General features: G+C 73.0%; 14 protein-coding genes and 2 pseudogenes. 7 read left to right on the forward strand and 9 right to left on the reverse strand.

The features are described 5' to 3' along the window. Window positions 1-186 precede the first annotated feature (186 nt). From ACNHYB_RS04080 to ACNHYB_RS04100, 5 genes are read left to right on the forward strand one after another with little or no spacing between them, the layout of a single operon-like run. The gene (locus ACNHYB_RS04080; RefSeq protein WP_418277104.1) at window positions 187-630 is read left to right on the forward strand and encodes a potassium channel family protein; all 444 of its coding nucleotides are present in this window, start codon (window positions 187-189) and stop codon (window positions 628-630) included. Further along, the gene (locus tag ACNHYB_RS04085; RefSeq protein WP_418277105.1) at window positions 627-2,009 is read left to right on the forward strand and encodes an APC family permease; all 1,383 of its coding nucleotides are present in this window, start codon (window positions 627-629) and stop codon (window positions 2,007-2,009) included. Before ACNHYB_RS04080 ends, ACNHYB_RS04085 begins: the two co-directional genes overlap by 4 nt. After that, window positions 2,006-2,392: a tRNA-dihydrouridine synthase gene (locus ACNHYB_RS04090; protein WP_418277106.1), complete on the forward strand. Its 387-nt coding sequence runs from the start codon at window positions 2,006-2,008 to the stop codon at window positions 2,390-2,392. The genes ACNHYB_RS04085 and ACNHYB_RS04090 overlap by 4 nt, the downstream gene beginning before the upstream one ends. Window positions 2,393-2,428: 36 nt before the next feature. Further along, entirely contained in the window at window positions 2,429-2,851 is a 423-nt protein-coding gene (locus tag ACNHYB_RS04095) for a DUF350 domain-containing protein (protein ID WP_418277107.1), read from the forward strand. Next, window positions 2,851-4,083, forward strand: a complete 1,233-nt coding sequence (locus ACNHYB_RS04100; protein WP_418277108.1) for a glutathionylspermidine synthase family protein — start codon at window positions 2,851-2,853, stop codon at window positions 4,081-4,083. Before ACNHYB_RS04095 ends, ACNHYB_RS04100 begins: the two co-directional genes overlap by 1 nt. A gap of 3 nt (window positions 4,084-4,086) precedes the next feature. On the opposite strand, the gene ACNHYB_RS04105 is transcribed toward ACNHYB_RS04100, so the two are convergent. The 6 genes from ACNHYB_RS04105 to ACNHYB_RS04130 are packed head-to-tail and all read right to left on the reverse strand — an operon-like array spanning window position 4,087 to window position 10,299. Further along, a complete protein-coding gene (locus tag ACNHYB_RS04105) occupies window positions 4,087-5,811 on the reverse strand; it encodes a sensor histidine kinase (RefSeq protein WP_418277109.1) in 1,725 nt (574 codons plus the stop codon). Then, a complete protein-coding gene (locus ACNHYB_RS04110) occupies window positions 5,808-6,011 on the reverse strand; it encodes a hypothetical protein (protein WP_418277110.1) in 204 nt (67 codons plus the stop codon). The genes ACNHYB_RS04105 and ACNHYB_RS04110 overlap by 4 nt, the downstream gene beginning before the upstream one ends. Then, on the reverse strand, window positions 6,008-7,480 hold the full coding sequence (locus ACNHYB_RS04115; RefSeq protein ID WP_418277112.1) for a glycosyltransferase: 1,473 nt from the start codon (window positions 7,478-7,480) through the stop codon (window positions 6,008-6,010). The genes ACNHYB_RS04110 and ACNHYB_RS04115 overlap by 4 nt, the downstream gene beginning before the upstream one ends. Beyond that, on the reverse strand, window positions 7,473-8,225 hold the full coding sequence (locus ACNHYB_RS04120; RefSeq protein ID WP_418277113.1) for a PHP domain-containing protein: 753 nt from the start codon (window positions 8,223-8,225) through the stop codon (window positions 7,473-7,475). The genes ACNHYB_RS04115 and ACNHYB_RS04120 overlap by 8 nt, the downstream gene beginning before the upstream one ends. Further along, window positions 8,222-9,217, reverse strand: a complete 996-nt coding sequence (locus ACNHYB_RS04125) for an ATP-grasp domain-containing protein (RefSeq protein WP_418277114.1) — start codon at window positions 9,215-9,217, stop codon at window positions 8,222-8,224. The genes ACNHYB_RS04120 and ACNHYB_RS04125 overlap by 4 nt, the downstream gene beginning before the upstream one ends. A gap of 14 nt (window positions 9,218-9,231) precedes the next feature. After that, window positions 9,232-10,299, reverse strand: a complete 1,068-nt coding sequence (locus ACNHYB_RS04130) for a response regulator (protein ID WP_418277115.1) — start codon at window positions 10,297-10,299, stop codon at window positions 9,232-9,234. A 194-nt stretch (window positions 10,300-10,493) separates the two neighbouring features. On the opposite strand from ACNHYB_RS04130, the pseudogene ACNHYB_RS04135 reads away from it, so the two are divergent. Together ACNHYB_RS04135 and ACNHYB_RS04140 are read left to right on the forward strand one after the other, a co-directional pair. Further along, window positions 10,494-10,781, forward strand: a pseudogene (locus tag ACNHYB_RS04135) (PrsW family glutamic-type intramembrane protease); the annotation flags it as partial. Window positions 10,782-10,926: 145 nt separating this feature from the next. Then, a pseudogene (locus ACNHYB_RS04140) lies at window positions 10,927-11,046 on the forward strand (hypothetical protein); the annotation flags it as partial. Here ACNHYB_RS04140 and ACNHYB_RS04145 read toward each other — a convergent pair. From ACNHYB_RS04145 to sufU, 3 genes are all read right to left on the reverse strand, one after another. Next, window positions 11,026-11,271, reverse strand: coding sequence for a hypothetical protein (locus ACNHYB_RS04145; RefSeq protein WP_418278088.1), 246 nt, complete (start codon window positions 11,269-11,271; stop codon window positions 11,026-11,028). The pseudogene ACNHYB_RS04140 and the gene ACNHYB_RS04145 sit on opposite strands and share 21 nt — an antisense overlap. 92 nt (window positions 11,272-11,363) lie before the next feature. Further along, on the reverse strand, window positions 11,364-11,705 hold the full coding sequence (locus tag ACNHYB_RS04150) for a metal-sulfur cluster assembly factor (protein WP_418277116.1): 342 nt from the start codon (window positions 11,703-11,705) through the stop codon (window positions 11,364-11,366). Then, entirely contained in the window at window positions 11,698-12,198 is a 501-nt protein-coding gene (gene sufU / locus ACNHYB_RS04155; protein ID WP_418277117.1) for a Fe-S cluster assembly sulfur transfer protein SufU, read from the reverse strand. The genes ACNHYB_RS04150 and sufU overlap by 8 nt, the downstream gene beginning before the upstream one ends. Between the last annotated feature and the right edge of the window lie 42 nt (window positions 12,199-12,240).

Here is a 12,240-nt window from a genome sequence, read left to right on the forward strand (position 1 = left end):
CCTCACGAACGAAGAGACGGGGATCTTCCCCAGTCTACGGGTACGTCGTCCACCACCCGGGCGCCGTGCACGAAACGGACGTTCCACCCGCTAAGGTGCGTCCCGCCCCGCCGCCCTCGACGCTCCACCGGAGCGTGGTGGCCGGCCGGGCGGTCGGACGTCGTCGTGCACGAAAGGGTGTAGCAGGTGCTCAAGCAGGTGGCCGGAGCCGCGTCGTGGTGGTGCGCCTCGGGGCGCCGTGTGGTGATGGCGATCGGGGTCAACGTCGCCGTCTGCGCCGGGCTCTTCTCCCTGCTGGAGCACACCGGCTACTTCGACGGGCTCTACTGGGCCGTGACGACGGCGTCGACGGCGGGCTACGGGGACCTCTCCCCCGCCACCGTGGGCGGGCGCATCACCAGCATGTGGCTCATGGTCTCCAGCGTCGCGCTCATCGCGCTGGCCACCGCCCGCCTGGCCGCCCGGCTGGTGCAGGACCCGCACCTCTTCTCCCACGAGGAGCAGGAGGAGCTCAAGGACGACGTCGACGACGTGCGCGACATGCTCACGCTCGTGTGCGAGAAGCTCGACATCCCCGTACCGGAGTCGGTCGAGGAGTACCACCAGGGTCCGTCCGGGACGGCCCGATGAACCCCGCCGGCATCGACGCCGTCGACACCGCCCCCGACCGGCCGGGACTGCGCCGCGGCGTCGTCTCCCGGTTCGACTCGTCGGTCTTCGGGATCGCGTCCACCGCGCCCGCCTACTCGCTGGCCGTCACCGTCGGGGTGCTGGCCGCCGCGGTCGGCACGGCCGCACCGACCGCGCTGCTGCTCTCGGCCGTGCCCGTGGTGCTCGTCGCCCTGTGCTTCCGCGAGCTCAACCGCCAGGAGCCGGACTGCGGCACCGCCTACACCTGGGCGCGCCGCGCGATCGGCCCGCTGACCGGCGCGACGTCCGGCTGGCTGACCATCGCCGCGTGCCTGCTGGTGATGGCCAACCTCGCCCTGGTCACCGCGATCTACGCCCTCGAGCTCCTCGGCGCCGAGGAGCTGGCCGCCTCGCCCGTCGCCCGCGCCGTCGTCGGCACCGTCGGGATCGTCGTCATGTCCTGGCTGGCCTACCGCGGCATCCAGGTGGCCGCTCGCCTCCAGGCGGTCCTCGTCGCCGTCGAGCTCGCCGCCCTGCTGTGGTTCGCCGCGCGCGCGCTCGCCGAGGCCGACCAGCTCACGTGGCCCACGCTCCAGGCGACCGGGACGGGCGGCGCGGCCGGTTGGAGCACGGCGTTCCTCGCCGCGGTGTTCCTCTACTGGGGCTGGGACTCGTCCTTCTCCACCAACGAGGAGTCCGACGACCCGCGCGGGACGCCGGGCTTCGCCGCGCTCGCCGCCAACGGCGTCCTGGTGGTCCTGTACGTCGTGGTGACCTGGGCGGCGATCAGCTGGGCCGGCACGGAGCGGCTGGCCGACGTCGCCGACGACGACTTCTTCGTCCTGCTCGCCGGCGACCTCATGGGCACCACCGGGGGCAAGGTGCTCGTGGCCGCCGTGCTCCTGTCCGGCCTGGCCTCCGCCCAGACGACCGTCCTGCCCACCACGCGCACCATGCTGGCGATGGGGCGCGACGGCGTGGGGTCGCCGCGTCTCGCCGCCGTCTCCCGGTACGGCACGCCCTCGACGTCGACGTGGATCTTCGCCCTCGCGTCCGTCGGCCTGTACGTGCTGCTGGTGCTCGTCTCGGAGTCCGTGCTCTACGACTCGGTCGCGGCCACCGCCGTCCTGGTGTCCGGGTACTACCTCGTCACCGCCCTGGCCACGCTGCGCTACCCCTACCCCGACGGCGCCCGCGCCCGCCCGCTGGCGCGGATCGTCGTGCCTGGCCTCGCCACCGCGGTCTTCGCCGTCGTGCTCGTCGTGTCCCTGTTCGACCTCAGCGGCGTCTCCCTGCTCGTCGTCGCCCTGTCCCTCGCCGTCGGCGTGCCGCTGCTGCGGACCGCCCGACGCACCACCTCGCCGGAGGCCCACCCGTGACGTCCACGCCCCGCCGCATGCGCAGCGTCTCGGTCACGCTCGGTGTGACCGCCCTGGTCGCCGCGTCGCTGACCGGCTGCTCCCCCGAGGCGGACAACCGCGCGATCTGCGTCGACCCGGAGACCGAGCTGCGGGTCGACGACGACCTGTGCGACGAGGACGACGACGACTACCACGGCGGCAGCAGCGGCGGCGGCGGCCACTACTGGTACTACGTGCGCGCCGGGTCCCGCGCCCCGGCGGTCGGATCCTCCTACGTGACGACCTCGGGCACCTACGACTCCTCCACGCTGCGCGGTACGACCGCCAAGGGCGGGGTGTCCTCCGACGGTGGCAGCGTCTCCCGCGGCGGCTTCGGCGGCAGCGGCAAGTCCGGCTCCTGATCTGCTCCTCCGCGTCCCCCACCCGAAAGGCCCGACGTGACCGACCTCCTTACCGCCCTCGCCTACGGCGCCGCCTACTGCGTCGTCGGCACGCTCGTGCTCATCGGTTCGTGGAAGGTCCTCGACCTGCTCACCCCGGGCAGGCTCGGCGAGCACCTGCGCACCTCGCACTCGGCCGCCCTCGTCGCGGCCACCTGGATGGTGGCGCAGGGCCTGATCGTCTTCACCGCGATCTGGACCAACGCCGACTCCGCGTTCGGCACCGCGCTGGCCTGGACCGTCGCGTTCAGCCTCGTCGGGGTGCTGCTGCAGGCCCTGGCGTGGCGGCTCGTCGACGCGGTCACCCCGGGGACCCTCGGCGAGGAGGTCACGATCCCCGGCGCCGTCGCGCCCCTGGCGGCGGTGAGCGCCGGTGTCATCGTCGCGGTCTCGCTCGTCGTCGTCGCCTCCATCGCCTGATGCGTCGGCACGCCATCGCCCCGCGCCTGCGCTGGCGCGAGACCGTCGAGTCCCAGGGGCTCGTCTTCCCCGTCACCCCGGTGACCGGCGCGGACGGCACAGGGTCGACGGTGCCCTACTGGAACGAGGCCGCCTGGTACGAGTTCTCCCTGGCCGAGGTCGAACGCCTCGAGGCCGCCACCGACGAGCTGTACGGGATGTGCCTCGAGGCGGCGCGGGAGATGGTGCGCCGCTACTCCGACGCCGACCTGTGCCTGCCCGGCGGCGCGCTCGCGCTGGCCAAGGAGTCGCTGGACCGCGGTGACCCGTCGGTGTACGCCCGCTTCGACCTCGTCCACGACGGCGTCGGGCCGGCGAAGATGCTCGAGATCAACGGGGACACGCCCACGGGCCTGGTGGAGACCGCGGTCGCGCAGTGGCGCTGGCTCGAGGACGTCTTCCCGTACCGCGACCAGTGGAACTCGGTGCACGACCGCCTGGTGCGCTGGTGGGCCGAGGCGCTGGGAGCCGGCCGGTACGCCGACGGCGTCCACTTCCTGCACTCGACCGCCGACGACTCCGGCGAGGAGGAGATGACGGTCACCTACCTGCGTGACACCGCCGCGATGGCCGGCGTGCGCACGTACGGCCACCCGGTCGAGCAGCTCGGCTGGCACGAGGCGCCCGAGGGCCGCCGGTTCGTCGACGACTTCGACCTGCCCGTGCGCGCCGCGTTCAAGCTGTACCCCTGGGAGGACATGCTCCACGAGCCGTTCGGCGCGCACGTGCTGGACCGCGACGAGCTCACCCCGGTGCAGTGGCTGGAACCGCCGTGGAAGCTGCTGCTGTCCACCAAGGCGATCCTGCCCGTCCTGTGGGAGCTCTTCCCCGGCCACCCGAACCTGCTGCCCGCCTACCTCGGTGAGCCCCGGGACCTGACCTCGTGGGTCGCCAAGCCGCTGTGGGGCCGCGAGGGCGACAACGTCGCCATCCACACGCCCGCCGGCGACGTCGTGCACGACGGCGCCTACGGCGACCAGCCGCTGGTCTACCAGCAGCACGTGCGCGTCCCGGAGCTCGACGGCAACCACGTCGTGCTCGGCTCCTGGGTGATCGGGGGCGTGGCCGCCGGGTGCCTCGTGCGCGAGTCCGACGGTCCTGTCACGGACTACTACTCCCGCGTGGTGCCGCACGTCATCGGTGACGCCCGGATGCCCGACGACGCACAGGTACAGGCCTGGCTCGCCGAGTGAGCCTCACACCGGCCCGGAGGTCGGGGCGGTCCCGGCCGGGAGCGTCACGGTGAACGTGGTGCCCACGCCCTCCTCGCTGCTGATCGACAGCTCACCACCGTGGGCGTCGACGATCGCCTTCGTGATCGACAGTCCCAGGCCGACGCCGGGCAGCCGTCGCTGCGTGGCCGTCGAGGCTCGGAAGAACCGGTCGGTGAGCTGGCGGACCTCCTGCGCAGGGATCCCCACCCCGGTGTCCGTCACCTCCAGGACGGCCTCGGGGGCCAGGTCCGGGGCGCGACGCAGCGCGGCACGAACGACCACGCGTCCTCCGGCGAGGGTGAACTTCAGGGCGTTGGAGAGCAGGTTGTCCACCATCTGCGCGAGCCGCACGGGGTCGGCCGCCAGCGGGACCGCCGCGGCCGTGCCGTCCAGCAGGGTGACCTGGTGCGAGGCGGCGAAGGGTGCCGCGGACCGCACGGACGCGGCCACCACCTCCGCCAGGTCGACGGGCTCCGGCCGCACGACGAACCGTCCCGCGTCGACCTGCGCGCGGAGCAGGAGGTCGTCGACCAGGTGCAGCAGCCGTTGCGCGTTGCGCTCGATCACCTCGACGTAGCAGCGCTGCTCGTCGGTCAGGTTCGCGTCGTCGAGCCCGAGGAGCTCGACGTAGCCCAGCACCGCGGAGATCGGCGTGCGCAGCTCGTGGCTCACGTACCCGAGGAACTCGTCCTTCGCCCGCTCGGACTCCACCTGTGCCGTGATGTCGGTGGCGACGAAGAGGTAGCCGCCGTGATCCTCGCCGGGCAGCGGCACGCGACGGGTGACCGTGAGGCGCACGGTCCCGGCGGGTTCACCGTGGCGCAGGTAGGTCCAGTCGCGCACGTGCACCCCGCCCGTGGCCGCCTGACCGACGATGACCGCGAAGCGGGCGGCGGCATCCCGGGCCGAGCCCGCGGAGGCTTGCCGGCCGGCCTCCTCGACCGCGGCGTCGAGCTCTTCCGCCAGGCGCATCTCCACCACGGAGTGGCCGATCATCTCCTCGGCCGTCCGCGCGGACAGGTTCTCGGCGCCCCGGTTGAACACCTCGATGACGCCACCGGAGTCGGTCGCGATGATGGCCTGCTCGGTGGCCGCCTCCACGAGTCCCGCCATCAGGTCACGGGAGGTGCGCAGCTGGTCGGCCAGCGCCTTCTGCCCCTCGGCGTGCGCACGCAGGTTGTCGGCCGCCGCGGCCACGAAGGACGCGAGCGCGAAGGCCACCAGGGGTATCAGCACCGCCCGGACGAGCGTGCCCTCCGGGAACTCCAGGTCGTCGAACCAGAGCATCGGGGTCAGCACGGCGGCCACGGCAGCACCGGTCGCGAGCGCCACGCCGCGTCGGCCATCGGTCCAGGCCAGGGTGCTGACCGGCACGAGCACGAGCGCCGTGAGGAACACGGCGCTCGAGGAGCACCCGCGCTCGAGGAGCACCACCGCGACGACGGAGCCCAGGGGAAGGCTGTGCTGCGCGGCCAGGGGCCAGCGGTGCCACGGCAGCCAATACGCCGCGACGAGGACCGCGACCTCGACGAAGATCCCGGCGACGACGAGCCCGGGGACGTCCACCTGGTCGAGGGCGAACGGGACCACGACCAGCGCCACCAGGTACATCAGGGCGAACGGGACCTGCCGCTTGAAGACGGAGTCCAGCGACGCCCAGACCGTGCGGACGGGATCGAAGCGGGGGAAGTGGTCCTGCGCGCTCATGTCACGTTCGGCCCGCCGTGCAGCACCAGGACGACGGCGGTCGTGGCCAGGGCGATCGGCGCGGCCAGGAGGAGCCAGCGCTCGCGGCGTCGGTTGCTCTCGGTCTCGTCGTCCAGGGCGTCGTCGGTCAGCGTGGCCCACCAGGCGGAGCGCTCCTCGGCGGGCCTGTCCTGCGGCGCGCGGCCGTGTCGTCCGGTCATCCCATGACCCTGCCCGTCTTCTCGGTCTTGTCCCAGGTGGTCGCGGCGCCGGTGATCTCCTTGACGTAGGAGTCCAGGGAGATCGCGCACAGCAGCGGTCCGAACCCGATCACGTAGAGCAGGAGGCTGGTGATCCACCGCCAGGGCAGCACCCCGTCGAGGAGCTTGAGCAGCCACGCCAGGCACATCGCGACCATCGGCCACGCGTAGAGCACGTAGAGGATGACGACGTGCGTGGTCCCGGTGACCTCGATCCCGACGAATCCGAGCCAGGTGTCGGGCCGCCACGCCGCCACCATGACGACGATCGCCCCGAGGCCCGGGAAGGTCAGGCCCTCGAACCAGGCGCGCCTGGCGGTGCGGGGATCGATGAGCAGGGTGAGCATCGTGACGTACACGTAGGCGAGCACGGCCACCCACCACAGGATCGTGAACAGCTCGAGCGCGGCGACGTCGTCGAGCAGGTGCAGCGTCACCAGGCCGAGCGAGGCGAGGACCGCCGCGACGGGCAGCCCGAGGACCGAGAACCAGATGACCCCGAACGAGACGGACCCGAGCCGGTGCTCGCGCGACGGACGGAACCACACCTTGCGGAACCGGGAGGTGATCTGGATGTTGCCCCGGGCCCAGCGCAGCCGCTGCTTCCACAGCGCCTGCACGGAGGCGGGCTCCTCGGCCAGGACGTGCGCGGTCGGGTCGAACACCACCCGCTTGCCGCCCAGCTGGGTGAGGAACGTGGTGTAGGTGTCCTCGGCGAGCGTCGTGGTGTCGATCGCGCCGCCGACGGCCACGAGGTTGGCCCGTGAGTGCAGCTGCGCCCCGCCGGCCAGGCACGCCATCGCGCCGAGCACGTTCTGGGCCCGACGTGCCGCCGCCTGTGCCGCGACGTACTCGTAGCCGATGAACCGGGCCACCGAGGCGGGGCGGCGGCTGCCCTCGGCGATGTAGCCGGTGACCGCGCCCACCTCGGGGTCGGCCAGGTGCCGGGTCATGCGACGCAACGACTCGGGCGCGAAGATGACGTCGGCGTCCATGACGAGCAGCGCCTCCATCCAGTCGTCCGCGAGCGCCGTGGCGATGCCGTGGTTGAGGGTGTGGGCCTTGCCCTGGCCTCCTTGCTCGCGGCGCAGGTGGAGGATGCGTCCGGGGTGGCGGGCGGCCATCGCGCGGGCCACGACGGGTGTGTCGTCGGTGCTGGCGTCGTCGACGACCAGGACGCGCAGGCGCTCCGGCGGGTACTCGAGGTGCATGAGGCGTTCGAGGGACGCCTCCAGCACGGCGCCCTCGTTCCAGGCGGGCAGGACGACGACGACGCGCGGCAGGTACGGCGCGGAGCGGGGCCAGTGGTTGCGCAGGGCGTGGACGGGCACGAAGAGGTACTGGTAGACGCCCACGAGCACGGGGATCGCACCGAACGCGACCGCGACGATGCACAGGATCTCCAGGACCCGCAGCAGGACGTCAGCCATCGGTGCCCGCCAGCCATCGGTAGGCGCCGACGTCGCGGGCGTGGTGGGCGTCGGTGGACGCGACGAGCGGCACGCCGCCCGCCTGCAGCGCCGCCGCGACCCTCGGCCCGGGGCAGCGCCACTTCTCGTTGACCTCGACGGCGCCGTCGGCGTCCCGCAGCGCGACGGTCAGTGCTGCCAGGTGGTCCTCGTCGACGTCGTCCTCGCCCAGACCGACCTTCGGCAGGATCGAGAAGGGGTGGGCGAGCTGGGCGGGCCCGGTGCGGGCGAGGGCCGCGACGTAGGCGGTGACGAGGTGGTCCACGACGTCGGACGGCGCGAGGCCGGCGTCGAGGCGCTCCCGGACGGTCCGCGGGGACCACGGTCCGTCGGGGCCGGGGAGCTGGTGGTCGGCGAGGAGCACCCGGCCGGGCCCGTCGCTCGACCCGAGGGCGGCGAGCACGGCCCTGGGGGCGTCGACGGTCCCGGCGGTGTCGAGGATCTTCGCCTCCACCCCGGTGCGGACCGTCAGGCCGGCGGGGACGGCGAGCGCGGCCACGGCGGCGAGGAAGGCCGGGACGTGCGTGGAGGTGGAGCGCACGTGCTCCACCATCCGGATCTCGGCGAGGCCTCGCTCGTGCGCGGCGGCGAGGTTCTCGGCCGGCGTGCTGTGCGCGTCGTCGGAGAACGTGGAGTGCACGTGGTGGTCGCCGCGCAGGTCGACGTCTCCCGGGACGGGGCCGCGTGCCGCGCCGGGCGCGCTCACGCCCGACCTGCCGGGTCGCCGGTCTCCCGGGCGGGCAGGACGTCCTGCGGCTCCAGGAACCGGTCCTCCAGGAACCTCACGTTGGCGACCTCGCGGAAGTCGACGTGCTCGGGGACGGGCCTGCCGAGGACGGCGTCGAGCGTGAGCGACGGCATGTCGACGCCCGCCGCGACCGTCAGGGGCATCGCGCCGGGGAACCGCGGGTTGACCTCCAGCAGGGCGGGCCGGCCGTCGGCGTCCCGTTTGAGCTGGACGTTCGCGACCGTGGTCAGGCCGATGACGCGGGCGACGGCGGACGCGGTGTCCACGAGCTCGTCGTCGTGAAGCGTGACCCCCGCGACGGACACCCCCGAGTCCACGCGCAGCCGTGCGCGCGGCACGGCGGCCACGACGTGCCCGTCGAGGTCGGCCAGGACGTCCACGGAGTACTCCTCGCCGGGCAGGAGCTCCTGGACGAGCAGGTCCTCCGTCGCGCTCACCGCGAGGAGCTCGGCGTGGTCGGTGACGAGTCGCACCCCACGCGACCCCGCACCACGACGCGGCTTGACGATCACCGGGTACGTCCAGTCGTCGTCGTACCCGCAGGCTCCGAGCAGCTCGGTGCGCGGCACCCGCAGGTGTCCCTCGCAGGCGCGCGCCAGGGCGAGCTTGTCGAGCGCCGTGTCCAGGGTGGCCGCCGACGGGGAGGCGAGCACCGTGCCGACGGCCTCGAGGCGGTCGCGTGCCGCGGCGAGGCGCGGCAGCTCGACGTCCACCGTGGCGAACAGCACCTCGATGCGGTCGCGCTCGCACATCGCCACGACCTCGTCCACGAACTCCTCGGCGAGGCCCGGCGGGACGAGGCGGCGCCGGTCGGCCTCCACCAGGTAGATCCCGCTGGCCCAGCGGTCCATGTCGGCCGCGTGGACGACGACGTCGCCGCGCGCCAGCAGCGAGCGGACGACGGCCACGCCGGCCGGTCCCCCGGCGCCGGTCACCAGCACCCGTGTCATCGTGCGTCCTTTCATCAGTGGGACGTTCCCTGGTCGTGGCCGCGCACGCCCGAGTGGTCCCCGACCATCAGCCCGAGCCGACCGACCGCGCGCAGCGCCTCCATGGGTTCGGCGTAGGACCCGATGCCGAACCGGGACCAGTAGCGCGCCGTCGCCCGTACGACCTCGGGCTGCATGTAGTCCCGGCCGGCCTGGGAGCTGAACGCGGCGAGCATGCGCAGCTTGGTCTCGATGTGGTCGTCGACCGGTGAGAACCGGGCGGGCTTGAAGTCGATCGTGGCCGACGGGCTCTGGAAGCACAGCACCGTCGGCACCCGCCGGGCCGCCACGTCCACGCCCTGGTGCACCGCCCGATGGTCCTGGTGACGGTCGTTCGCGGAGTGCGTGTACACGATGCTCGGCGAGATGCGTTCGACGACGTCCTCGATCGCCCGGATCACCGCGGCGATCGGCTCCAGGCGGGTGTCCTCGAAGTCGAGCAGCAGCAGGTCGGCGCCGATCACGGCCGCGGCGGCGGCGGCCTCGTCCGCCCGGGAGGACGCCTGCCCGCCCACCGCCCCGCGGGACAGCGTCAGCACCGTGACGTCGTCGCCCGCCGCGCGGTGCGCCGCCAGGGTGGCGCCCACACCGATCTCCACGTCGTCGGGGTGGGCACCCACCGCCAGGACCCGCTCCTTCGGGGTCGGTGTCCCGGCGCGACGCGCCTCCTCGACGAGCGCACGGGCACGCTCGACGAGGCGGGCCGAGTCGAGCGGCTTGACGAGGAACTCGTCCACGTCGTCGCGCAGCGCCTCGATCGCGTAGTCCACGCTGGCGTAGGCGGTCATGACGATCACCGGGATGCGCAGCCCGTCGGCCCGCAGCGCGCGCACCATCTCCAGGCCGGACAGGCCGGGCAGCTCGATGTCGGTGACCAGCAGGTCGAAGCGTTCGGCCCGCAGGAGCTCCAGGGCCACCGCGCCGTCGTCGCTCACCGTGACCTCCATGCCGCCGGTGCGCTGCAGCACCGTGCGGACGTACACGGCGGCGTCGGGATCGTCCTCGACCACGAGCACCTTGATCTGCCGTTCCTCGCCCAGCACCGCGCCACCCCCTGTCACGTCCTGGAGGTCACGATGCCAAAGGTCCACGTCGCGCGCGCGGTACGGGACGTTCCTGCGGCCTGCAGAGGCCCCGCAGAGGCCCCGCAGAGCCTCCGCAACATCTCGCCGCGCGAGGTCAGGACCCTCTCCGCCCAGGTCGCCGCTCCCGTCCCCGGCCTCGTCAGCCTGCTCCTGTGGACGGTGTACGCCCTGGTCCTCGCGGCCTTCGTCTACCACCTCGAGCACTTCGAACGTCGATCGCCGCTGACGATGCTCGGCGCTTCCTGCGGGGAGCCCTCGGCGTCACGGGGCTCGCGGCCGCAGCCTCCCACGCCCCGACCGAGCTGCTCGCCAAGATCCTCCTCGCGTCCCTGGACGAGGGCTGGCTTTCCGCCATCGAGGCCGGCGTCGTCGAGGAACCGCTCAAGGTCCTCGGGGTGGTCGCCCTGGCACTCATCCCCGGCGCACGCATCAACTCGGCGATGGACGGCCTGTTCTTCGGCCTGGTCGTCGGCCTCGGCTTCGAGACCGTCGAGAGCTTCCTGTCGCCGTCGCGTCCTTCCTCGTGCGAGGAGTGGTGGGGGCCTGTGGAACCACGCGAGCTTCACCGCCATCTCCGGCGCCGGCGTGGGTTACCCCTTCGCGGCCTCGGCGTCCCTGGCCCGACGCATCGCGGCCTTCGTCGGAGCCCTGCTGGTCGCGATCGTCCTGCACATCGTGTTCGACTCACCGCTGCTGGAGACCAACCCCGTCGTCGGGAGCGTCCTCAAGGGGCTGCCGATCCTGGTCGTCCTGGTCGTCGTCTTCATCGTCGCCCAGCGTCGCGAACGAGCCCAGTTCGCCACCGTCGCCACCACCGACGTCCCCGCCGACCTGATCCCGCCGGACGACCTGACCGCGCTGACCACCCGCCGGGCACGCCGCCGCGCCCGGCGCGCCGAGCGGCGCCGCACCGGACTGGCCGGCGGGCACTCACCGCGCTGGCGGCCCGGCGGTCCTGAGGCCGCCCGGACGAGCTCGACCGGGCCGGGTCCGCGCCAGGGTGCGCAGGCCGGCGCCGAGACTCAGACGTTGAACCCCAGCATGCGCAGCTGCTCGCGGCCGTCGTCGGTGATCTTCTCCGGGCCCCACGGCGGCATCCACACCCAGTTGATGCGCTGGCCGGTGACAATTCCCTCCAGCGCCTGGGAGGCCTGGTCCTCGATGACGTCCGTCAGCGGGCAGGCCGCCGACGTGAGGGTCATGTCGATGGTGGCGTGGTTGTTCTGGTCGAGCTCGACCCCGTAGACGAGGCCGAGGTCGACGACGTTGATCCCGAGCTCGGGGTCGATGACGTCGCGCAGCGCCTCCTCGACGTCCGCGGCCGTGGTCGGCGTCGCCATCGGCTCGGTGGTGTTCTCAGTCATCGGTACCTCCAGGTCCGTGGACCGGCGCGCCGCTGCGCGCCAGCGAGTCCTTCAGCGCTGCCCAGCCGAGCAGCGCGCACTTGATGCGGGCGGGGTACTGCGAGACCCCGGTGAAGGCGTCGGCGTCGCCCAGCGCCTCCAGCGCCCCCTCGTCCGTGAGCCCCTTGCCGCGCGAGGCCATGAGGTCGTGGAACAGCGCGTCGAGGCGAGCCACCTCCGCCAGGTCCTGTCCCTCGACGAGTCCCGCCATGACCGAGGCGGAGGCCTGCGAGATGGAGCAGCCCTGCCCCTCCCAGGACACGCCGGCCAGCCGGGCGCCGTCCGCATCGGGACGCACGTCCACGCGCAGGGTGATCTCGTCCCCGCACGTGGGGTTCACCTGGTGCGACTCCCCGGCCAGGTGGCCGGCGGCGACCTCGATCAGGCCGCGCCCGTGCGGGCGCTTGGCATGGTCGAGGATCACCTGCTGGTACATCTGCTCGAGCGAGCTCACTGCGCTGCCCTCCTGCGTCGTGCCGGGTGTGTCCGCATGTTC

This window comes from Isoptericola jiangsuensis, assembly GCF_048320105.1.
Classification (GTDB): domain Bacteria; phylum Actinomycetota; class Actinomycetes; order Actinomycetales; family Cellulomonadaceae; genus Isoptericola; species Isoptericola jiangsuensis_A.

Excerpts from the sequence above, each read along its gene's own strand:
- ACNHYB_RS04085 (WP_418277105.1), top strand. The coding sequence starts at position 627 with ATGAACCCCGCCGGCATCGACGCCGTCGACACCGCCCCCGACCGGCCG.
- ACNHYB_RS04100 (WP_418277108.1), top strand. The coding sequence starts at position 2,851 with ATGCGTCGGCACGCCATCGCCCCGCGCCTGCGCTGGCGCGAGACCGTC.
- ACNHYB_RS04105 (WP_418277109.1), bottom strand. The coding sequence starts at position 5,811 with ATGAGCGCGCAGGACCACTTCCCCCGCTTCGATCCCGTCCGCACGGTC.
- ACNHYB_RS04110 (WP_418277110.1), bottom strand. The coding sequence starts at position 6,011 with ATGACCGGACGACACGGCCGCGCGCCGCAGGACAGGCCCGCCGAGGAG.
- ACNHYB_RS04115 (WP_418277112.1), bottom strand. The coding sequence starts at position 7,480 with ATGGCTGACGTCCTGCTGCGGGTCCTGGAGATCCTGTGCATCGTCGCG.
- ACNHYB_RS04125 (WP_418277114.1), bottom strand. The coding sequence starts at position 9,217 with ATGACACGGGTGCTGGTGACCGGCGCCGGGGGACCGGCCGGCGTGGCC.
- ACNHYB_RS04150 (WP_418277116.1), bottom strand. The coding sequence starts at position 11,705 with ATGACTGAGAACACCACCGAGCCGATGGCGACGCCGACCACGGCCGCG.